Source organism: Thermopolyspora flexuosa, from assembly GCF_006716785.1.
GTDB lineage: Bacteria > Actinomycetota > Actinomycetes > Streptosporangiales > Streptosporangiaceae > Thermopolyspora > Thermopolyspora flexuosa.
Genome location: NZ_VFPQ01000001.1, coordinates 2,956,452 through 2,977,109 on the forward strand (window position 1 = coordinate 2,956,452; position 20,658 = coordinate 2,977,109).

23 protein-coding genes are annotated in these 20,658 nt (G+C 70.2%); 13 read left to right on the forward strand and 10 right to left on the reverse strand.

The features are described from left to right. Positions 1-112: 112 nt before the first annotated feature. From FHX40_RS12485 to FHX40_RS26275, 3 genes are all read left to right on the forward strand, one after another. Positions 113-1,453: a class II 3-deoxy-7-phosphoheptulonate synthase gene (locus FHX40_RS12485; RefSeq protein ID WP_142259762.1), complete on the forward strand. Its 1,341-nt coding sequence runs from the start codon at positions 113-115 to the stop codon at positions 1,451-1,453. A 788-nt stretch (positions 1,454-2,241) separates the two neighbouring features. Continuing rightward, on the forward strand, positions 2,242-3,087 hold the full coding sequence (locus FHX40_RS12490; RefSeq protein WP_142259763.1) for a hypothetical protein: 846 nt from the start codon (positions 2,242-2,244) through the stop codon (positions 3,085-3,087). Positions 3,088-3,215: 128 nt separating this feature from the next. Then, positions 3,216-3,389: a 3-deoxy-7-phosphoheptulonate synthase gene (locus tag FHX40_RS26275; protein WP_373286849.1), complete on the forward strand. Its 174-nt coding sequence runs from the start codon at positions 3,216-3,218 to the stop codon at positions 3,387-3,389. 91 nt (positions 3,390-3,480) lie between these two features. Here FHX40_RS26275 and FHX40_RS12500 read toward each other — a convergent pair whose 3' ends face one another. Further along, the gene (locus tag FHX40_RS12500; protein ID WP_142259764.1) at positions 3,481-4,836 is read right to left on the reverse strand and encodes a helix-turn-helix domain-containing protein; all 1,356 of its coding nucleotides are present in this window, start codon (positions 4,834-4,836) and stop codon (positions 3,481-3,483) included. Between the two features lie 52 nt (positions 4,837-4,888). On the opposite strand from FHX40_RS12500, the gene FHX40_RS12505 reads away from it, so the two are divergent. Both FHX40_RS12505 and FHX40_RS26065 read left to right on the forward strand, forming a co-directional pair. After that, entirely contained in the window at positions 4,889-5,221 is a 333-nt protein-coding gene (locus FHX40_RS12505) for a 3-deoxy-7-phosphoheptulonate synthase (protein WP_268241015.1), read from the forward strand. Then, the gene (locus FHX40_RS26065; protein ID WP_268241016.1) at positions 5,218-5,331 is read left to right on the forward strand and encodes a 3-deoxy-7-phosphoheptulonate synthase; all 114 of its coding nucleotides are present in this window, start codon (positions 5,218-5,220) and stop codon (positions 5,329-5,331) included. The genes FHX40_RS12505 and FHX40_RS26065 overlap by 4 nt, the downstream gene beginning before the upstream one ends. A 105-nt stretch (positions 5,332-5,436) precedes the next feature. Here the strand turns inward: FHX40_RS26065 and FHX40_RS12510 are convergent, their stop codons facing one another. Further along, the gene (locus tag FHX40_RS12510) at positions 5,437-5,838 is read right to left on the reverse strand and encodes a hypothetical protein (protein ID WP_142259765.1); all 402 of its coding nucleotides are present in this window, start codon (positions 5,836-5,838) and stop codon (positions 5,437-5,439) included. 395 nt (positions 5,839-6,233) lie between these two features. Here FHX40_RS12510 and FHX40_RS12515 point away from each other — a divergent pair, with 395 nt between their 5' ends. Continuing rightward, on the forward strand, positions 6,234-7,037 hold the full coding sequence (locus FHX40_RS12515; protein WP_142259766.1) for a hypothetical protein: 804 nt from the start codon (positions 6,234-6,236) through the stop codon (positions 7,035-7,037). A 112-nt stretch (positions 7,038-7,149) separates the two neighbouring features. On the opposite strand, the gene FHX40_RS12520 is transcribed toward FHX40_RS12515, so the two are convergent. Genes FHX40_RS12520 through FHX40_RS12545 form a run of 6 tightly spaced genes read right to left on the reverse strand, consistent with a single transcriptional unit; the run spans position 7,150 to position 13,132 of the window. Next, positions 7,150-8,097, reverse strand: coding sequence for a fumarylacetoacetate hydrolase family protein (locus tag FHX40_RS12520; protein WP_142259767.1), 948 nt, complete (start codon positions 8,095-8,097; stop codon positions 7,150-7,152). 15 nt (positions 8,098-8,112) lie between these two features. Continuing rightward, positions 8,113-9,048 carry a VOC family protein gene (locus FHX40_RS12525; protein ID WP_142259768.1) on the reverse strand — a complete coding sequence of 312 codons (936 nt, stop codon included), beginning with the start codon at positions 9,046-9,048 and terminating at the stop codon, positions 8,113-8,115. Between the two features lie 14 nt (positions 9,049-9,062). Then, the gene (locus FHX40_RS12530) at positions 9,063-10,058 is read right to left on the reverse strand and encodes an amidohydrolase family protein (protein WP_142259769.1); all 996 of its coding nucleotides are present in this window, start codon (positions 10,056-10,058) and stop codon (positions 9,063-9,065) included. After that, positions 10,055-11,182 carry an FAD-dependent oxidoreductase gene (locus tag FHX40_RS12535; RefSeq protein WP_142259770.1) on the reverse strand — a complete coding sequence of 376 codons (1,128 nt, stop codon included), beginning with the start codon at positions 11,180-11,182 and terminating at the stop codon, positions 10,055-10,057. Before FHX40_RS12535 ends, FHX40_RS12530 begins: the two co-directional genes overlap by 4 nt. A 7-nt stretch (positions 11,183-11,189) precedes the next feature. Beyond that, positions 11,190-12,149, reverse strand: a complete 960-nt coding sequence (locus FHX40_RS12540) for a cyclase family protein (RefSeq protein WP_142259771.1) — start codon at positions 12,147-12,149, stop codon at positions 11,190-11,192. Continuing rightward, positions 12,146-13,132 (reverse strand): fumarylacetoacetate hydrolase family protein, encoded by a 987-nt coding sequence (locus FHX40_RS12545; RefSeq protein ID WP_142259772.1) that lies wholly within the window; start codon positions 13,130-13,132, stop codon positions 12,146-12,148. The genes FHX40_RS12540 and FHX40_RS12545 overlap by 4 nt, the downstream gene beginning before the upstream one ends. A gap of 122 nt (positions 13,133-13,254) precedes the next feature. Here FHX40_RS12545 and FHX40_RS12550 point away from each other — a divergent pair, with 122 nt between their 5' ends. The 3 genes from FHX40_RS12550 (at position 13,255) to FHX40_RS12560 (ending at position 15,203) form a co-directional block, all read left to right on the forward strand. Continuing rightward, a complete protein-coding gene (locus tag FHX40_RS12550) occupies positions 13,255-14,184 on the forward strand; it encodes a LysR family transcriptional regulator (RefSeq protein ID WP_142259773.1) in 930 nt (309 codons plus the stop codon). A gap of 135 nt (positions 14,185-14,319) precedes the next feature. After that, the gene (locus FHX40_RS12555; RefSeq protein ID WP_306465684.1) at positions 14,320-14,655 is read left to right on the forward strand and encodes a DMT family transporter; all 336 of its coding nucleotides are present in this window, start codon (positions 14,320-14,322) and stop codon (positions 14,653-14,655) included. 5 nt (positions 14,656-14,660) lie between these two features. Further along, positions 14,661-15,203, forward strand: coding sequence for a TetR/AcrR family transcriptional regulator (locus tag FHX40_RS12560; protein WP_170198816.1), 543 nt, complete (start codon positions 14,661-14,663; stop codon positions 15,201-15,203). 75 nt (positions 15,204-15,278) lie between these two features. Here FHX40_RS12560 and FHX40_RS12565 read toward each other — a convergent pair whose 3' ends face one another. Continuing rightward, positions 15,279-15,737 (reverse strand): thioredoxin family protein, encoded by a 459-nt coding sequence (locus FHX40_RS12565; protein WP_142259775.1) that lies wholly within the window; start codon positions 15,735-15,737, stop codon positions 15,279-15,281. A 395-nt stretch (positions 15,738-16,132) separates the two neighbouring features. Here FHX40_RS12565 and FHX40_RS12570 point away from each other — a divergent pair, with 395 nt between their 5' ends. From FHX40_RS12570 to FHX40_RS12585, 4 genes are read left to right on the forward strand one after another with little or no spacing between them, the layout of a single operon-like run. After that, positions 16,133-17,155, forward strand: a complete 1,023-nt coding sequence (locus tag FHX40_RS12570; protein WP_142259776.1) for a hypothetical protein — start codon at positions 16,133-16,135, stop codon at positions 17,153-17,155. A 12-nt stretch (positions 17,156-17,167) separates the two neighbouring features. Then, positions 17,168-18,001 (forward strand): hypothetical protein, encoded by an 834-nt coding sequence (locus FHX40_RS12575; protein ID WP_211350248.1) that lies wholly within the window; start codon positions 17,168-17,170, stop codon positions 17,999-18,001. Between the two features lie 42 nt (positions 18,002-18,043). Next, on the forward strand, positions 18,044-18,307 hold the full coding sequence (locus tag FHX40_RS12580) for a hypothetical protein (protein WP_142259777.1): 264 nt from the start codon (positions 18,044-18,046) through the stop codon (positions 18,305-18,307). Continuing rightward, on the forward strand, positions 18,304-18,723 hold the full coding sequence (locus tag FHX40_RS12585) for an RDD family protein (protein ID WP_211350249.1): 420 nt from the start codon (positions 18,304-18,306) through the stop codon (positions 18,721-18,723). The genes FHX40_RS12580 and FHX40_RS12585 overlap by 4 nt, the downstream gene beginning before the upstream one ends. Before the next feature lie 131 nt (positions 18,724-18,854). Here the strand turns inward: FHX40_RS12585 and FHX40_RS12590 are convergent, their stop codons facing one another. Beyond that, positions 18,855-20,597, reverse strand: coding sequence for an ExeM/NucH family extracellular endonuclease (locus tag FHX40_RS12590; RefSeq protein WP_142259778.1), 1,743 nt, complete (start codon positions 20,595-20,597; stop codon positions 18,855-18,857). Positions 20,598-20,658: the final 61 nt, after the last annotated feature.

The window sequence follows — 20,658 nt, forward strand, 5'->3', positions numbered from 1 at the left end:
CGGGGCGCATTTCCGGTGCCGGGAGTGCAATAACCTGATGTGTCGTGACCGAGCGAAACACCATTCCTAGCGCGCCGGGGACGAGGCGGTCTCGGCCGGTTGAGGAGGCCATGTGACCGCGGACGCCATCGATCTCGACGCCTGGCGCAAGCTGCCGGCGGCGCAGCAGCCCGACTGGCCGGATCGTGCCGTGCTCGACGAGGTCGTCGCCGAGCTGTCGACCCTGCCTCCCCTCGTGTTCGCCGGGGAGTGCGACCAGCTCAAGGAGCGTCTCGCCGCCGCCGCACGAGGCGAGGCGTTCGTACTCCAGGGCGGTGACTGCGCCGAGACCTTCGCCGGCGCCACCGCCGACGCCGTCCGCAACAAGCTGAAGACGCTGTTGCAGATGGCGATCGTGCTCACCTACGCGGGCAGCGTCCCGGTCGTGAAGATCGGGCGCTGGGCCGGGCAGTTCGCCAAGCCCCGCTCCAAGCCGGTCGAGGTGCGCGACGGCGTGGAGCTGCCCGCCTACCGCGGCGACATGGTGAACGGTTTCGAGTTCACCGCCGAGGCCCGCACCCCCGACCCGCGGCGGCTGCTGCGCGCGTACCACTCCTCCGCGGTGACCCTCAACCTGTGCCGCGCCTTCACCAAGGGCGGGTACGCGGACCTGCGCCAGGTGCACGCCTGGAACCAGGACTTCGTCGCCGAGTCCCCCGCCGGGCAGCGCTACGAGCGGCTGGCCAAGGAGATCGACAAGGCGATCCAGTTCATGCACGCCTGCGGCGCGGACTCCCCCGAGTTCCACACCGTGGAGCTGTACTCGTCGCACGAGGCGCTGATCCTCGAGTACGACCGCGCGCTCACCCGCATCGACTCGCGCACCGGCCTGCCGTACGACGTGTCGGCGCACATGGTGTGGATCGGCGAGCGCACCCGCCAGCTCGACGGCGCGCACGTGGAGTTCTTCAGCCGCATCCGCAACCCGATCGGCGTGAAGCTCGGTCCCACCACCACACCGGAGGACGCCCTCGCGCTGATCGAGCGGCTCAACCCGCACAACGAGCCGGGCCGGCTCACGTTCATCACCCGCATGGGCGCCTCCCGGATCCGGGACGTGCTGCCCACGCTGGTGGAGAAGGTCGCCTCGAGCGGCGCCAACGTGCTGTGGGTCTGCGACCCGATGCACGGCAACACCTTCGAGGCGCCGAGCGGCCACAAGACCCGCCGCGTCGACGACATCTTCGACGAGGTCGCCGGGTTCTTCGAGGTGCACCGCTCGCTCGGCACGCACCCCGGTGGCATCCACATCGAGTTCACCGGCGACGACGTCACCGAGTGCATCGGCGGCGGCGACCCGATCGACCTGTCCGACCTGAGCCTGCGGTACGAGACGGCGTGCGACCCGCGCCTCAACCGCAGCCAGTCCCTCGACCTGGCCTTCCGCGTCGCCGAGCTGTACCGCTCGGCCTGATCCAGGCCGACCAGAGAGTCACGGCCCGGGGCGGCCTCCGCCGCTCCGGGCCGTCGCGTTTCCCGACCCGCCAATGGCGTCGAACGCGACGCAGGTGCGCTGCACGAGGGAACGAGCTCCTGAACCTGCCGCCCGATACGCATAAACCTGCGATCAGGTAGGTCGGGCGAAGCCTGCACGACGTCCGTAGCGTGACGCAGCGATTCCCGGTGGTCACTGTCGCGGGCGAGGGTGATGGCTCATGAAGCCGTGGCGGACGCCGGGGATATCGCAGGCGGGCAGCCGGTTCGCTGAATCCCGCCCGTGTGCCTCACCGCCTTAGCCTCGCCGCCGTACGAGCGCCCGGCGCAATCGAACGCGATGGATCGCCGCCGTTACTTTCTGTGATCAACCACTCCTGGCGCCTTTGGGACAACGACAAACCATCATCATGTCGCCTCAGGCTCACAGCATGCCACCGACGCAGCACTCGCCAGGGATATACGGACTCCACAGATCACCAGATCAGGGCCAGGCCGGCCTCATCAGAGGTACCGGAACGGCTTCCGCCGGACGCGTACCGAACACGATCGACGAGTCGGCTCGGAGCGATCCGACAGGATCAAGATCGGATTTTCGGTCAGACCATTTCCCGCGCGATCCGGACACGATGCGCAGTCCCGGAACCTTCTTTGTAATCTGTTCGTTATCAGATCACGCGAGCCCGCATTGAACACAAATATCTTGAAGACCGCCGGCCACGGCGATATTTGTGGAGATGCGGCCGTGACCGCAGCGACCATTCGTCGATGTCCGCACAGGAGCGCTTCATGACAGAGGCAGCCGACTCCTCATCGGGCAAGCGAAACGAGAGGAGTCGTTCCTTCGGCAAGAGACTCTTCCTCACGTTGGTCGTGCTCCTTGCCATAGCCCTCTTCGGCGCAGTGACCTATTCCCCGCCAAAGTCTGAGCTGTCCTTTCAGCCAATCGCGCTTCCGGTGAAATTCATCTGGGAAGACGGGGACGTCAAGATAGCCGGCGAGCAGAGCATCATCACTCCCATCGGCAAGATCGCGATAGACGCGAACATAACCCTCGGAGAGCCGAACGAGAATTCGTTTTATGTCACTCTCCGTGACAAACGGCGGTCCGTCGACTACGTATACCGGGTCGACTCCGGCACCGGCTCATTTGTTGCCATCGTGAACGGAACGACTCAAATCCAGGTCGAAGATCGTCACGTCACGATCGAGGTGATCGAGGGCGAGACGAAGACTGTAACGTTCCAGAAGGTGCAGCCCTCGACGAAACGTGTCCAGACCGACAGGGTCGGTCAATGGACCTCCTACGTGGCCACCAGGTGGAATGAGTATTGGGACACGGGGTGGTACCAGCCGTTCGCATTGGCCCGTTGGGCTTATGACGACTCCACCATCGGTGCGGTTCCACCGTTGGGTTTCTTGTGGTTCCTCGTCCGCCTCTGTTTCGCGATCCTCCTTGGGCTGCTCGACCTGCTGATACTGGGGGTCTGCCTTCTCGCGGCCATCGCCTTCATAGTCGCTGGACCCGTGGCGGCGAACATCGTGTACGGCATAGCGGGCCTACTGCTGGTCTTGATCCTGCTGCTCGTCGTGGCCGTCATCAGATCGCCATGATCATGTCGGCCAACGCCCCGCATCGTCCTGCAGGCGGTGGAAGGCCAGGCGGCGTGTTCGGCCCGGAGGCCGTGTCGTCTGTCTTCTCCGCCGTCAGGGACGGCCGCGGGCGTATCCTCGCCGTCGTAATGCGGCAGCCACTCGACACCGGGTGTCGCCGCCCCGAGTGCATCGGCGGCGGCGACCCGATCGAGGTGTCCGACCTGAGCCTGCGGTACGAGACGGCGTGCGACCCGCGCCTCAACCGCAGCCAGTCCCTCGACCTGGCGTTCCGCGTCGCCGAGCCCTACCGCTCGGCCTGATCAGGCCGACCAGAGCGTCACGGCCCGGGGCGGCCTCCGCCGCTCCGGGCCGCTTTTCGTTCGCGTCGAGTTGCTGCCGCCGGCGGCCCGGTCACAGCGACGAAGAGCTGCCGAGGACGGCCGCCCGGTAGTCGTCGAAGGCGCTGCCCTTACGCTGGTCGGGCGGGACGAGTTCCTGTACCTGGCGCGCGGTGTGCATGATCACCTGCGAGCGGTAGGCCGGGGCGAGGCCGGAGATGGTCTCGGTGGCGAGACGCAGCGCCTCCTGGTGGCTGCCGTTGCGCGCCAGCGCGATGGCCTGGTGGAGGCGGAGATTGATCGCGTTCTGATAGGCGGGCAGCCGCCTCGACGCCTCCTCGCGCGCCTCGTCCGCCGCCCGCGCCGCCCCGCCGTACGAGTGCACCCAGCTCGCGACGAACCAGAGCGAGTCCGGGGTCCACCCGAGTCCGTCGTCGCGTTCGCCGATCTTGTCGGCCACGGCGTACAGACGGTTCAGCCTCTGCCGGGCCTCGTGATCGCGGCCCATCACCGCGAGGGCCTGAGCCTCGGCGGCGAGTGTCTGGAGGACACCGATGGACACCATGTCACCCGCCATCCGCTGGGCCTCACGCGAAAGTGAGATCACCGACTCCGGGGAGCGATGGTCGTACAGCCCGTAGATCGCTTCGTTACCGCGTACCCGCACCCGCGTTTCCAAGTCGCCTGAGGCGTCGGCGGCACGCCGGGCGGTGGTCCACCACCTCCGTGCCGCGGCATACTGCCCGAGGCGGGTGAGCGCATTGGCGTACAGGACGGACATGTACGCCATGGAGCGCTGCAGGTCGGCCTTGTGCTCGGGCTTGGCCTGCGCGAGTGACCATTGCAACGCCGCCAGATCGGCGGTCAGGCCATCGCGCACTTCGGCAGGCGGGCGGGTGGCAAGCGCATGCCGATGCGCTCTGCCGACCGCCTCCCAGTCTTCGACGTGGGATGATTCCGCGGTGCCGATGGCCTTCTCGACCAGTTGCCGTAATGCCTCGGCGTCATTGAAGGCAGGGCCGGCAATCAGGCCGAGACCGGTAAGGCGGAACAAGAGTCGTCGCTGCATGTCGTCGTCCTGACCTTGGGGGATGACGCTGTTGTTATTTCCGCTGTCGGCGGCGGCAATCAGTTCGTCGATGGGGCGTCGTCCCAGGCGCTGGACCAGGGGCCACATGCAGGTCAGCTCGCCGTTGGCGTTCAGGGTCTGGTCGATCAGGCGGACCCGGTCGCCGTTTTCCGGCAGGTGGTCGCCGCGCTCGATGGCGCTGATCATGGAGCGGGAGTAGCCGGTACGAGCGGCGAGCTCGTTGAGGCTGAGGCGCCTGCCGGTGCGGTGCTCGTAGCTGTCGCGCAGGTCGCGGATCCGGGCGCCGAAGTAGTGCGCCAGGGATCGGTAGCGTTCGGGGTTCTTGCGGCGGCCGGGCATGGATCACCTCCGGATTGCGGGCGGCTTGCCAGCGGTGATGCGACCTGGGCGTATGACCGTGCGGCGGCGATCGTGTACGCACAGTACACGGACATGGGCGTACGTGTTGGCGGTTTCTTGGGAATCAGGAGGTCGAGCCTTGGACCAAGGCATCGTGAGGCAACGAGCCGGGCCTGCCGCCACAGCCCCGGCGCCAAGGGTCACCGTCGCAAGCGGCGAGAGCGTGGCAACGCCCGGCCGTACAGGAGCCCTCGCCCACGTCTGTAGATCGCATCTTCACGAGGTCGCCGGGTTCTTCGAGGTGCACCGCTCGCTCCGCACGCACCCCGGTGGCATCCACATCGAGTTCACCGGCGACGACGTCACCCGAGTGCATGGGCGGTGACCCGATCGAGGTGTCCGACCTGGTACAAGACCGCGTGCGACCCGCGCCTCAACCGCAGCCAGTCCCTCGACCTGGCGTTCCGCGCCGCCGAGCCCTACCGCTCGGCCTGATCATGCCGACCAGAGCGTCACGGCCCGGGGCGGCCTCCGCCGCTCCGGGCCGTGTGTCCCGCCCGGTGCGCGACCGGCCGATCGCGCGCCACCGGGGGCGGCCGCTCAGACCACTGTCGAGACGCCGAGCACGACCGTCCGGTAGTCGTCGAAGACGCTTCCCGGGCGCTGCGCGGGCGGAATGAGTTCCTGAACCTGGCGCGTGGTGTGCACGATCACCTGGCTGCGGTACGCCGGTGCGAGGTCGTCGACGGTCCGGGTGGCGAGACGCAACGCCTCGCGGTGGCCGCCTTCCCGGGCGAGCGTGATGGCCTCATGGAGACGGAGGTCGGCCGCGTTCCGGTAGGCGGGCAGCCGCCGCCTCGCCTCGTCGCGTGCATCGGCCGCCGCCGTGGACGCCCTGCCGTACGAGTGCACCCGGCTCGCGACGAACCAGAGCGAGTCCGGCGTCCAGCCGAGTTCGCCGCGCCCGCCGGCCAGGTCGGCCATGACGTACCGGCGCTTCACGTCCGGTGTGCTTCGTGGTCGCGGCCCGTCACCGCAAGCGCATGAGCCATGACGGCGGTCTCGAGGACGGCGGTGGTTCGTGTAGCCGCCATCCGCTGAGCCGCGCGCAACATTGTGGGTCACCGACGGCGAGGAGCGGGACCGTAGAGGCCGAAATCCGCCTCATCGCCGGTGGCTCAACGGACGAAATAGAACGCATTCTGTCTCAGATTTCCCAAGTGTCTCATCATCCCCAGTGAACACATACTTCTGAAATTCTCGCCGGGGCTCGTTCGTTCACAGGTCACCACGGTCTGCATCAACATGAATGGTCCTGCATTTTCTTCCGGGGAACTTCATGAGGACGCGGCCGTGGAGCGCAGAGATCAAGATCGATGTCTGCAGAGGAGCCCCCTATGGAGGAGACTCTCACCCGGTCTCCGGTCGAATCCCCGGGACCGTTACGCGGTCTCGTCCTCGCCGTCTTCCTGCTCGCGGTCCTGTCCATCGCGTCGGCCTGCTCGTCGGGAAACGCCGAGGTGTCTTTCCAGCCCGCGATGCTTCCCGTGAAACTCACGTGGGAGAACGGCAACGTCAAAGTGTCCGGAGAACGCGGTATCGTCACGCCCATCGGGGTCATCGGGCTGAACGCGAACGTGACGTTCGGGGAGCCGGACAAGGATTCGTTCTATGTGATCTTCCGCGACCGTCGGCGCTCCGTCGCCAACGTCTACGTGGTGAACGGCGGCGCGGGGTCCTTCCAGGCGATCGTCAACGGGCTGACACGCTTCCATCTTGAGGATCGTCGCTTCGTCATCGACGTCATCGACGGCGAGACCAAGACGATCACCTTCCAGAGGGTGCCATCGGCGCCGCAGGACGCCAAGGCCGGTATGGCTGGTACCTGGACGCCCGGCATCGTGGACAGATGGAACGAATACTGGGAGACGACGTGGCACGAGCCGTTCGAATGGGCCCGGTGGGCCTATGACGACTCCACCATCGGGGCGGTGCCGCCGTTCGGATTCCTGTGGTTCCTGGTCCGGCTGGTCCTCGCGATCGTGCTCGGGCTGATCGACTTGATCCTTCTCGTGCTCTGTCTGATCGCGGCGCTGGCGTTCGTGATCGGCGGATCCGTGGCGATGAACATCGTCTACGGCCTCGCCGCCCTGCTCGGCATCTCGATCGCGGTCGGCGTCGTCAGAACTGTGCTCCTGTGACGGGCCACCGGTTCCGGCCACGAGGCCTGGCCGTCCCTTCGGGGATCGGGACGGCCAGGCCCGATGGGCGACGTTGCGGAGACCTCGGGTGTGAGGAGGCCGCCGCTTCCGGTCAGGGCCGGGTCCGGGGGCGCTTCCTCGCCGGCGGGATGGGCACCTGCTCGACCCCGGCGACGACGGTGTTGCGGATCGAGCCGATGCCCTCGACGGTCAGCTCGACCACGTCGCCGGGCCGCAGCGGCGGCGGGTCCTGCCTGCCGCGCACGCCCCACAGCTCGGCAAGGCAGCCGCCGTTGCCGCAGGTGCCGGAGCCGAGCACGTCGCCGGGCCGTACCCAGGTGCCGCGCGAGGCGTACGCGACGAGCTCCTCGAAGGTCCAGCTCATGTTCGACAGCAGGTCGCGGCCGACCACGGTGCCGTTGACGGACGCGGTGAGCGCGAGCCGCAGCAGGCCGTCCGCGTCGCGGTACGGCTCCAGCTCGTCGGCGGTGACGAGCCACGGGCCGAGCGTGGTGGCGGTGTCCTTGCCCTTGGCCGGGCCGAGGCCGACCTGCATCTCGCGGACCTGGAGGTCGCGGGCCGACCAGTCGTTCATGATCAGGTACCCGGCGATGTGCTCCCGGGCCTGCTCGGGGGTGAGGTCCCGGCCGGCCCGGCCGATCACCGCGGCGACCTCGAGCTCGAAGTCGAAGACGGCGCAGCCGGGCGGCACCGGCACCTCGTCGTCCGGGCCGACCACCGCGTACGGGTTGGTGAAGTAGAACGCGGGCGCCTCGTACCAGGCGTCCGGGATCGTGCCGCTGGGGTCCTTGCCGCGGCGCATGCCCTCGACGTGTTCCTCGAAGACGGCGAAGTCCCGCACGGTGGGCGGCTCGAACGGCGCGCACAGCCGTACCTCGGCGAGCGGGACCGGGTCCTGGGCGAGGCTCTCGGCCTCGCCCAGGCGGTCGTCGCGCAGCAGGTCGAGCACCCCGACGCCGTCGGGGAACGGCCGGACCGAGTCGGCCTCGACGATCCCGGAACGGGTACGGCCCTCGTGAGTGAAGGTTGCGATGCGCATGGGATCAGACGGGGATCAGACGGGCGGGGCGACGAACACGCCGCGGTCGACGTCGTTGAACGACTCCCGGGTGATGACCTCGTCGATCTGGTTGGCGGTCCCCCACTGGTCGCTCACCTCGGGCTTGGTGAAGTCGTGGACCTGCGGGTGCCAGGTGTCCTCGTCGAGCTCCTCCAGCTCGGTGGTGTACTCGACCGTGTTGCCGTGCGGGTCGAGGAAGTAGGAGAAGGTGTTGTCCCCGGCGAGGTGGCGGCCCGGCCCCCAGATCATGCGGACCCCGGCGCGCAGCAGCCGGCCGGTGCCGTACATGAACTCGTCGACGCCGCGCAGCTCGAAGCTGATGTGGTGCAGCGAGACGTGCGGGGCGCGGGCGATGGCGAGGCTGTGGTGCTGCGGGTTGCACCGCATGAAGTGCATGACGTCGCCGATGCGCGGGTGGCCGAGGGTGTCGGAGAGCGCGAAGTCGAGGTGCTTCTCGTACCACTCGCGGGTGCGGTCGATGTCGGGCGAGTTGATCACGACGTGCGACAGCCGTACCGGGATCGACTCGCGCGGCTCGATCTTGCGGTGCTGGCGGGTGGCGACGTCCGCGGAGACCTCGACGGTGCGGCCGTCGACGTCGAAGAAGCGGAAGCCGTACCCGCCGCCGGGGGTGGTGATCTCGCCCGGCTGGGAGATGAGCTGGACACCCGCCTTGCCCAGCCGCTCGGCGAGGGCGTCGACGTCGGCGGGGGTCGCCGCGCCGAAGGCGATCAGGTCGAGCCGCTTCTCCTCGGCCTTGCGCAGCCGGATGATGTACTGCTCCGGCGAGCCCTCGGCGGCGAGGAAGCTGAGCCCGCTGTCGGTGGCGACCTCGGTGAGGCCCCACACGCCCGCGTAGAACTCGCGCTGCTTCTCGAAGTCGGGCACGGCGAGGTCGACGTGCCGTAGGTGGGTGATGAGTCGTGCCATGACCGTCCTTGTGGCTAGTCCTTGAGGTCGAAGAGTCGGAGGGCGTTGCCGCCGCGGATCGCGTCGAACTCGTCGCCGTCCGGGAAGGCGGCGCGCAGCCGGTCGAGCGGGTCGGTGACACCCATGTCGAAGGGGTGGTCGGAGCCGAGCACGACCTGGGAGACGCCGACCGCGTCGATGAGCGCGCGCAGCGCCTCCGGCCGGTAGACGAGCGAGTCGAACCAGATGCGCCGCAGGTACGCGCTGGGCGGCTCGGCGCAGACGCGGGCGTCCGGCCGTACCTCCCAGCCGTGGTCGGCCCGCACGATGTACGTCGGCAGGTAGCCGCCGCCGTGGGCGGCGAGCAGCCGCAGGTTCGGGTGCCGGTCGAGCACGCCGGAGAAGATGAGGTGGGACAGCGCGACCGCGTTCTCCACCGGCTGGCCGACGATGTTCGACAGGTAATAGCGGTCGAGCCGCTCGTCGAGGGTGCAGCCGAACGGGTGAAGGAAGATCACCGCGCCGGTGTCCGCGGCGTGCGCCCAGAACGGGTCGTACGCCGGGTCGGACAGCTCGCGCCCGGGCGCGAACGAGGAGATCATCACGCCGCGCAGGCCGAGGCCGAGGGCGTGGTCGAGCGCCTCGACGAGCAGGTCGGGGTGCTGGAGCGGGACGATGCCGAGCCCGTGCAGCCGGTCGGGGGCCTCGGCGCAGTGCGCGGCCACCCCCTCGTTGGCGAGCCGGAACACGGTACGGGCGAGGCCCGGGTCGGCCCAGTAGTGGTAGTGGGACGGCGACGGGCTGACGATCTGCACGTCCACGCCTGCCGCGTCCATGTCCGCCAGCCGTGCCTCCACCCGGGTGAGCCGCGGGATCAGCTCGCCGATCACGCGCCGGTTCACCTCGACGGCGGCCGGGCCGTTACGCCGCGCCTCCAGGGCGAGGTGCGCGGCGTGGCCGGGGAAGTCGGCGACGGCCCGGTCCACCTCGGGGAGCAGCACGTGGGCGTGCACGTCGATGGTGGGGGTCACGGCCGCTCCGAGACGATCGCGTTGATCCGGCCCGCCACCGCGGCGACGTCCGCGTTCGGGTCGCGCTTGAGCTGCCACTCGGTGATCTGCAGGGACCCCTCGACCACGGCGCGCACCCGCGGCAGGCGGCGCTCGGTGAAGGCGTCGAACAGCGCCTGGTCGAGCCGGTCGGCGGCGAGCAGCAGCTCGGCGAGCACGACGGCGTCCTCCAGGCACTGGGCCGCGCCCTGGGCGAGGGTGGGCGGGCAGGCGTGCACGGCGTCGCCGATGAGCACGACCCGGCCCCGGTTCCACGGGCTTTCGACGAGCAGCGTCTCGAACCAGGTGTAGTTGATCCGGTCCGGGTCGGTGATCGTCTCGCGGATCTCGGTCCACGGCCAGCCGTACCCGGCGGCGAGCTCACGCATGATCCTGGGCTTGTCCTCGTCGGTGATCGACTCCCGCGGCCGCGGGTCCTCGACGAGGTAGGCGTACATGGTGTCGGGGCCGGTCGGGCAGTAGCCGGCGATGTAGCAGGGGCCGCCGTAGATGAGGTCGGTGCGCTCGATCCCCTCGGGGCGGCGGGTGTGCACCCGCCAGATGCCCATGCCGACCGGCCGCGGCTCGACGTCGATGCCGATCATGCGGCGGATCGTGGAGCGGATGCCGTCGGCGCCGACGACGAGGTCGTAGTCGCCGGTGGTGCCGTCGGTGAAGGTGACCCGCACGGACTCGCCGAGGTCCTCGAACGACTCGACGGTCACCCCGTAGCGGCTCCGGGCCCCGGCGTCGGTGACCGCCTTGGCGAGGATCCGGGCGAGGTCGGGCCGGTACATGCCGACCGTCGCGGGCAGGTCGGCCCCGCCGGTGCGGGAGTCGGGGACCTCGGCGAGCAGGGTGCCGTCGGGGGCACGGAAGCCGAGCGAGTTGAACGGGAACCCGTGCGCGACGACCTCGTCCCAGACGCCGAGGTCGCGCAGCACGCGCAGGGCGTTGCCCTGCAGGGTGATGCCGGAGCCGAGCGCGGTGATCTCCGGCTTGATCTCGACGACGTCGACGGACACGCCGGCGCGGGCGAGCAGGATGGCGAGGGCGGGGCCGGAGGTGCCGGCACCGACGATGAGAACGTTCCCTACTGCGGGCATGGCGGCCTCACTTGATCGCGAGGGGGTTGATGGGGGAGCCGACCGCGCCCGTGATGGGCAGCGGCGGGGCGACAAGGAAAAACTCGTAGACGCCGTCGGCGGCGCAGTCGTCGGCGAGCGCGTCGAGGTCCCACATCTCGCCGACGAGCAGGCCCATGTGCGGGATGACGACCTGGTGGAGCGGCTGGAAGGCGTTCTCGAACTCGTTGGGCCGCACCTCGAAGCCCCAGGTGTCGGTGGCGATCGCGGCGATCTCGGTGCGGTGCAGCCACCCGGCGGTCCAGAACGACAGGCCGGGCGCGGGGCCTCCGGCGTACTCGCCCCAGCCCTCCCGCTTGGCCCGGGTGAGCTGGCCGGTGCGCACGCACACGATGTCGCCGCGGCCGACCTCCACGCCGTGCGCCTCGGCGGTGGCCTGAAGATGCTCCTCGGTGATGGCGAAGCCGTCGGGCAGCTCGCCGTTCTCGCCGAACACCCGGCCGACGTCGAGCAGCACGCCGCGGCTGGCGACCGGCGAGGCCAGGTTCTCGATGCCGGTGACCTTGTCGCCGTCGGTGGTGACGACCTTGTCGGCGGGGCGGCCGTTGTAGGCGACGCCGTGGTCGAAGATGTGGCCGAGGCCGTCCCACTGGGTGGCGCACTGCAGCGGCATGATGATCATGTCGTCGGCGCCGCCGATGCCGTGCGGCATGTCCCGGTCGCCGTGCACCACGTCGAGCCCGGTGCCGAGCATGACGTGGACCGGGTTGTTGCGCTTGCGCCAGCCGCGCTGCGGGCCGTCGGCCTGGAACCGCATCGCCAGGGAGATCGAGACGCCCTTGCGGACGAGGGAGGCGGCCTGGCGGCGCTTGGCCCCGTCGATGAAGTTCACCGTGCCGAGGACGTCGTCCTCTCCCCAGCGCCCCCAGTTGGAGTACTTCTTGGCGGCCTCGGCGACCGCGGCCTCGGCGCTGATGCGCTCGGTCATCCTTCCTCCTCCGCGACGCACCGGTTGCGCTGGACGCCCAGCCCGGTGATCGTGCCTTCCATGACGTCGCCGGGGCGCAGCAGGCGGCCGTGGTGCAGGCCGTTCCCGGCCGGGCTGCCGGTGAGCACGAGGTCGCCGGGGAGCAGCCGCACGGTCTGCGAGACCGCGGAGACGATCCGCGCGACGTCGAAGATCATGTCCTTGGTGGACTCGTCCTGCATGACCTCGCCGTTGAGCCGCAGCGTCACCTGGAGGTCGCCGGGGTCGCCGACGAACGCGGCGGGCACCAGGTACGGCCCGAGCGGGGTGAACGTCGGCGCGTTCTTGGCGCGCAGCCAGTCGGCGCCCATCTCGCCGACGTCCTTGCGGAACACCGCCTCGCGGGCGGTGATGTCGTTGGCGATCGTGTAGGCGGCGACGTGCTCCAGCGCCCGCTCCCGGCTCACCCGGAACGCCGGGCGGCCGATCACCGCGGCGAGCTCCAGCTCCCAGTCCGGCTTTTCGCACCAGGACGGGATGACCACCGGGTCGTACGGGCCGGTGATCGAGGAGGGCAGGCCGAGGAACACGTACGGCTCGCCCTCGGCGGCGCGGCGGTCCATCATCGCCGCGGCCTCGGCGCGCACCTGCTCGGGCGGCCTGCCGTTCGGCGGCTCGTGGGCCACCACGAGGTCGATCACGTGGGTGCGGTAGTTCGCCCCGGCCTGGAACAGCTGGCGGGGCTCGACGGGGGCGTGCACCCGCAGCGCCGACCACGGCAGCCACTCCCCCGCGGTCGACCGGGCGGCCTCGGTGAGCAGCGGTAGCACGTCGTCCCAGCGCTCCAGCAGCGCACGGGTGGTGGGTTCGGGCAGGTCGAGCTCGGGCACGGTCCGCAGGTCGAGGACGCGCCCCTCGGCGACGAGGCCGGGGAATGCCGGACCGTCTCCGGCCGAGAAGGTGCCGAGCGCGAACGGGCCCGCAAAGGACGGAGATGTTTCCACGACGTTTCCCTCCGATTGCGGTGCCCTTAACCTTGGACCATCCGCACCGATCAGGGAAATCGATTCTTAGGATCACCTTCATCCATCCGGTGGATGGTGGGGTGGCCGGAGCGAGGGCTGCCGTGAACCTGGAAAGGCTCGACCTCAACCTGCTCGTCGCGCTGCGCGCCCTGCTGGAGGAACGCCACGTCACCCGGGCCGGCGCCCGGATCGGGCTGAGCCAGCCCGCGATGAGCGCCGCCCTCGCGCGGCTGCGCCGCCACTTCTCCGACGAGCTGCTCGTGCGCAAGGGCAACCGGTACGAGCTGACCCCGCTCGGCGCGGCGCTGCGCGACCCCGCGGCGAACGCCTACGCGATGCTGGAGCGGCTGTTCGCCGCGCGCACCGGCTTCGACCCGGCCACCGAGCGGCACGAGTTCACCGTGCTCTCCTCCGACTACGGCGTCGCGGTCTTCGGCACCGCGCTCGCCCGGGCCGTGCAGAAGGTGGCGCCCCGCGTGACGCTGCACTTCCGGCAGGTGACGCCGGATGTGGTGGAGAACCCGGAGACCGGGCTCGGCGGGGTGGACGGCATGCTCATGCCGCACGGCATCATCAGCGGCCTGCCCGCCGTGGACCTGTACGAGGACGAGTGGATCTGCCTGGTCGCGGCCGACAACCACGAGGTCGGCGAGCGGCTCACCATGGACGACCTGGCCCGGCTGCCGTGGGCGGTCTACCAGCGCGCCTACGACACGCCGGTCACCCGGCAGCTGTCGATGCTCGGGCTGGAGCCGCGGGTGGAGGTGTCGGTGCCGAGCTTCCAGCTCCTGCCGTCCCTCGTCGCGGGCACCCGCCGGGTCGCGATCCTGCAGCGGCGGCTCGCCCACCAGCTCCGGCACGTCGCGCCGGTGCGCATGCTGCCGTGCCCGTTCCCGGCGGTCACGCTGCGGGAGGCGCTGTGGTGGCACCCGGTGCACACGCACAACGCGGCCCACGCCTGGCTGCGCGGCATCGCGGCCGAGACCGCGGCCACGCTGCCGCCCCTCGGCACGCTTCCGCCGCTCGACTGACCGGCCCGGCAGGCCGTACCGCAGGCGTCATCGACGCACGAAACACCCTTGCATCCACATAGCAGATGGCGCGTGAGGAACCGTCACTTCTCGGCGATATCCGGCTCTTGTACATTTGTACATGTACATCTGTACATGAGGGGGATCGCATTGCCGTTCGTGTTCCTCACCCTGGCGATCTGCGCGGAGGTTCTCGGGACGACCCTGCTCAAGCTCAGCTCGGGCTTCACCCGGCTGTGGCCCACGCTCGGCTCGCTCGGCGCGTACGGGCTGTCGTTCGCGCTGCTCGCGCAGGCGCTGCGCGGCATGGGGGTGGGCGTCGCCTACGCCATCTGGTCCGGGCTCGGCACCGCGCTGATCGTCATGATCGGCGTGCTGTTCCTGCGGGAGCCGGTCACCCTCGTCAAGGTCGCCGGAGTGGCGCTCGTGGTGGCCGGAGTGGTGACCCTCCAGCTCGGTGGTGCACATTGAGCCATGTGCGACGCAACCCCGAGGAACGACGACGCCGCATCATCGAGGCGGCCTGCGAGCTGATTCCCGAGGTGGGCGTGGCCGGGCTCACCCATCGGCTCGTCGCCGCCCGGGCCGGCGTGCCGCTCGGCGCGACCACCTACTACTTCCGGTCGCTCGACGAGCTGGTCGAGGCCGCGCTGACCGCCGCGGCCGAGTTCAACACGGCGATCCTGCACGAGTGGGGCGAGGCCCTCGCCACGGGCTCGGACGTCGCGGACACGCTCGTCCGGCTCGTCGGCGACTACCTGCAGGACCACGTGCGCATGCGCACCTGGAACGAGCTGTACGCGGCGGGCGGCCTGCGGCCCGAGCTGCGGCCGCTCGCCCGGCAGTGGAGCGACGGGCTGACCGACCTGCTCACCAGGCACGTCGGCCCGGCGTCCGCGCGGGCCGCCGCGGTGTTCATCGACGGCGCGCTGCTGCACGCGCTCATCCACGACCGGCCGATCGACACCGCGACCCTGCGCCGGTCGCTCTCCGCGATCCTGGGCGCCCGCCCGGCGTGACGGGGCACGGCGGCGGCCATGCCCCGTCGCAACGGTTCCCCTGGCGGGGAGGCGCGGGACCGCGCCCGCGGACGCTCAGACGCCCCTGGTCTCGCCGTCGAGCTCGGCGGCGATCTCGGCCCGGATCGCGTCCATGTCGAGGGCGCGCACCTGGCCGATCAGCTCCTCAAGCGCGTGCGCGGGAAGGGCGCCCGGCTGGGCGAACACGACGATGCCGTCGCGGATCGCCATGATCGTGGGCACGGCGGTGATGTCGAAGCCCTCGGCGAGCCCCGGCTCCGCCTCGGTGTCGATCTTGCCGAACTTGATGTCCGGGTGCTTCTCCGAGGCCTCCTCGAAGATCGGCGCGAAGCTCCGGCAGGGCCCGCACCACGAGGCCCAGAAGTCCAGCAGGACGATGCCCTCTTCGGCGATCTCGTTGAAGTTGGACTCGGTTACCTGGATCGTCGCCACCAGCGACTCCTGTCTGTATGCGTTGCGTTCGAGTGTGCTGCGCTCGAAGGCATAACCCTTACCCGTGCGCGCGCATTCCATCCTTCCGTACGGCACGCCCACGCGAGCGAGAACGCCCGATTCCGCTGACCGCGAACCGACCGCCGGTGGCCCGGGCACGGCCCCGGCCGCCGCCCGCGGCGGTGGCGATCCTTCACCGGCGGCGCCGGTGTCCGTGCCGGGCGGGCCGGCCGTCCCGCCGCCCTCCCCCGAGCGCGCTCACCATGCCCGGCGAATCCGAATCCGGAAGATTCACGGCAGAGCGCCTGTTTTTCGTACTTTCACCCACTTTCTCGCATCACAGATATCAAACGCCCAATTATGCGGGAGTTGGACAATCCGGCACGAATACCTCTTGCCATCGTCTCGCCCACCAAGAACACGAATGCCCATTTTTCCCTGCATTCCGCCTGTACAGTGCTTTACTCTTCGATGCCATGGGTTTCTCCGGGATGAAGACCGACCAGGCCCGTGACCTCGCCGCGGCGCTCGATGTCGCCGGCGGCGCGCTGAGCATCCAGGGCGACGCGATTCGCCGGCTTCTGGAACGCTGGGACGGGGACACCTCGCGGTTGGCTTCGTTTCCGAGCCGTGCGTCCTGGGCCCAGGACCAGGCCAAGGACATCCGCCGCCGGGTCGGCCTGCTCGAACAGGATCCCGAGGGCGTTCTCATGTTCGCGAGCATGGCGGGACTGCTCGACACCTGGCTGTCCATCAAGGACAGCCCGCTATATCAGCGATACGAGCAGATCCAGCAGATCAAGAAGGACGTCACGACCCCGCTCCAGGTACTCAAGATACCCACCGCGATCGAGGCCGCCCTCCACCTCTACAAACGCTGGGATCAGGGGAGGAACGTGGCCGCCGCACGCGCCCTCCTCGAATTCAGCCGCTGGTGGGGCGACGCCGACCGGATAAAGGCCCACCGGAAGGAGCTGCTCCGGGAACTGCTCAAGGCCCAGCGAATCCGCAACTGGTACAAGGAGCCGTGGAAGTGGCAGCAGGCCGTGCGCAGCGTGGCGCAGCGCCTGCGGATCCCGAAGGCGGACAAGCTGTTCACGAAGGCGCCGGGGACGGGATTCCTCGCCCAGCGGGTGCTCCTTCCCGCGAACATCGTCACCGGGCTCAAGGAGGCGATCAGCCCCACCCACGACGGCGCACGGGGCTGGGTCGACCGGGGCATGGGCCTGCTCCAGGCCGCGGGTGCGGGAGCCGTACTCGGCGGCGCCAGCGTCGCCACCGCGCTCGGCGCCTCCGCCACGGTCGCCGCCGCCGTCCCCGTCGCGGGCTGGGTGGCCCTCGGCGTGGCCGGCACCTACTTCCTCGGCAGCTGGGTCTGGGACAAGTGGGGCGACGACATCAAGAAGGGCGCCGGCGCGGCCGCCGACTGGGCCCGCGACAAGGCCGGGAAGGCGCTGGAGAGCACGAAGAACTTCGCCAAGAAGTTCAAGTTCTGGTGATCTTCACGTTCCGTGAGCGAAAGGCAGGAGTGCGTGCCGGACATCGACATGGAATTGTCCGAGTTCCGTCAGGAGCTGGCCGACGCGCTGGCCGAGGGCGGCACCCAACCCCTTCTCCGCCTGACCGACGAGGAACTCGCGGTGCTGGATCCCGTGCCGGACGACGAGACGATCGTCGCCGCCCCGCACCTGTCCGCCCTCGGCGAGGAGCAGCGCACCTGGGTCATGGCCACCGCGCTCCGCTCACTCGTCGCGCGTGAGGTGGTGGAGATCACCAACATCGAGGAGATCGACGCCATGCTGCGCCGGCCCGACGCCGACCGGACGGCCAAGGTGGACATGCGCATCCGCCCGGAGGTCGACCTCGTGCTCACGTTGCGCCGTACCGCCGAGCGCGCGGTGGCCGTCCGGCGGGAGACCGCGGACGGAACCGCGTACGCCTACGTCCACATCCACACCCCCGACCTGCTCCTCCTCGAACGGGTCACCGCGGGAGGAATGCACCTGTTCACCCTGGCGGCCAACACCGGCGACGTCGCGACCATGCTGCGCGCGTTCGTCGACCCGTTCGGGGTCGCCGACCGGGACGGCCCGGAGCACGAACTCGATCCCGCCGCGCTCGACCGCGACCACGTCGGGCCGCTGGCCAACGTCATCGACAACGCCAGGGTCGTCGGTCATCTCGTCCTGCTCGGCAGGGAGCCCGGGCCGATGCTGCTCACCTACGGCACCGACAGCGCGGTCTGGACCGTGATCGTGGACAGGCCGCACGCCCCCACCGGGATCCGGGCGCAGGCGGTGGGCGCGGAGACGCTCACCCGCCGGTTGGCCGGCCTGCTCGTGTAGGGCTCGTGAGGGATTCGCGACACGGAGACGACGGGAGGCGCTGTGGGCGATCGGGTTGCGGAGTGCCGGGCGGACATGCAGGCGATCCACCAGGCCGCCAACGAGATCGAGAACGCGCTGGAATCGGTGGACGCGCTGTGCGGGCCGGACGTATGGTCGGGGCCGGCCGGTGAACGGTTCCGTGAGGAGTGGCAGGGTCACCGGACGGCGATACGGTCGGCGCTCGACTCGATCCGGGAGCAGACGGACACGATCATCGCCAGGGTTCAGCGGGAGGAGCGGGAGAGGGAGGAAGCCAGACGGTGACCGGGAAGCTGCGGCCCGCGAGCGAGGCTCGTCGTGCGTTCTCCTCGGCGGTCGACGCGATCCTCTCCCTGGCCGGCGGCCTCGCCGGGGCCGCCGCCCTGTCCGTCGACCCGGCCGAGGGGACCGTCCGCCTCGGCGAGCCGCGTTTCTGGATCGCGCTCGCCGGGATCGCGCTGGGGGTCTCGTTCTGCAACCACGTCGTCCTCACCGCGCTCGGCCTGGCCAGCGTCGGAAAGCTGCTCACCGGGACGCGCCTCGTCCGGGAGAGCGACGGGGCCCGGCCCGGCCTCCTCCAGATGGTGCGGCGCTGGCTGTGGGGGTTCTACTGGATGCTGGTGATCGTGCCGATCTCGGTCGCCTCGATGAGCGACGTCAACCAGGAGGACATGGCGGGCCTCCGGCTCGTACGCCGCTGACGCGGTCGCACTCCCTTCCCGCACGCCCTCGGCGGCGTCCCCGCCGGTACCGACGGGTCGTACCGGGCGGGCGGTCTCGCTCCACCCCCGGGGTGGCGGAGCGAGACCGTGGCGGCGTCCCACCGGCGCGGTCAGCGCCGGCCGCCCCGCAGGGACAGGCCCACGAGCACCGGGTCGTGGTCGGAGGAGCGGAACGCGTCCGGCCGGTACAGGCCCGGCGGGTTGAACTCGGTGTTGTAGTCGAGGATGCGAGGCTCGTCGGCGTTGATGTGCCAGATCGTCGCCCCGGTGACCCGCCGGAGCAGCCCGCGGCCGACGAGCACGTGGTCGAGCTCCCCGGCGAGGCCCTCGAACACGTAGCTGTAGCGCAGGCGGGCCGGGACGTGCCGCTTGGTCACGCTCACCAGGCCGCCCGCCTCCAGCGTTTCGACGGGGTCCTCCTCCGCGTAGGCGTTGAGGTCACCGAGCACCACCGGGTTCGGCGTCCGCAGCGTGGCGATCAGGTCGAGCACGGCCCGCGCCTGGCGGACCCGCTCGGCGTTGAAGCAGCCCTGGCCGTCGCCCTGGTCGGCGTCGGGGCCTGCGGCGCCGTCGCAGCCCTTGGACTTGAAGTGGTTGACGATCAGGGTGAACTCGGTGCCGCCCCGCCCGGCGGGCCGGAAGGTCTGGACGAGCGGCGGGCGGCGGAACACGGGGTCGTCCGACGAGCGTGCCGGGCCGACCGGGGTGAGCCTGGCCGGTCTGTAGACGGCGGCCACCTGGATCTGGTCGGTGCCGGGGTTCGGGTGGGCGAGGGCCGCGTACGTGCCCGGGCCGAGCTCGGCGTTGAGCGCGTCGACGAGGGCGTTCAGCGCGACCTGACCGTTGTTCTCCACCTCCATCAGGCCGATCACGTCGGCGTTGAGGCCCTTGACGGTGGCGACGAGCTTGGCGAGCTGGCGGTCCCGCTCCTGCTCGGTGCTCGCGCCGCGCGAGCCGATCGTGGTGAACCAGTTGAGCGTGTTGAGGCTCGCCACCCGGACGTCGCCGCCGACCCGGTCCGGTACGGCGGGGCGGGGGTTGGTGCGCAGGAACCCGACCGGCCGGGTGGGGTGGAGCCGGTACGCGCCGAAGCCGTAGCCGAGCACGCCGGTGACGCCGGCCACGGTGTCGCCGAGCCGTACCGGGCGCGGGACAAGGTGTGGGACGGTGGCGGGGTTCTCCGCGGTGGAGCCGTCGTCGATGAGCAGGGCGCGGCGGGCGTTGCGCGCCGGGTCCACGCCGGGGCGGTCGGTGGGCTGGTAGAGGCGGCCCTCGGCGGAGACGGTGATCTCGCCGTAGCGGCCCAGGTTGTAGTGCTCGGTGACGGTGAGCGGCTCGGGGAAGGCGAGCAGCATGTTCTCGACCGGCTCGAAGGTGACGCCGTCCGGCCGCGGCAGCTCGTACCGGAGCGGGGTGATGCGCCCGGTGCCGCACACGTCGACGGCGGTCACCGGGGACAGCTCGGTCCAGCCGTTGAACTCGACGGCCCGGCCGGTGACGAGCACGCGGTCGCCGACCTTGACGTCGCGCAGGCCGGTCCCGGCGTAGGCGAACAGGCCCTCGGAGGTGCGCGGGTCGGCGTCCGGGGTGGGGTCCTGGAGGAAGAACCCGCGCAGCTGGTCGTCCCGCTGGAAGTCGCCGGTGACGATGCCCTCGACGCGCACGGTACGGCCGGCCAGCGGGGTGGCGTCGCCGCTGCCCTGCACCTCGGCGATCTCGTGGGTGGGCGGGACCGCGCACGCGTCGGCGGGGGACGCGGCGGCCGGGGACGCGGCGGCCGGGGACGCGGTGAGGGCCGCCGTCACGGCGACGGCGGTGAGGGTGGCGGATAACGCCCGGAACGTGAGACGCATGCCGGGAGCCTAGATCCGGATGGCCAGGAACAATCGGCATCACGCCGCACAACGAATGAAT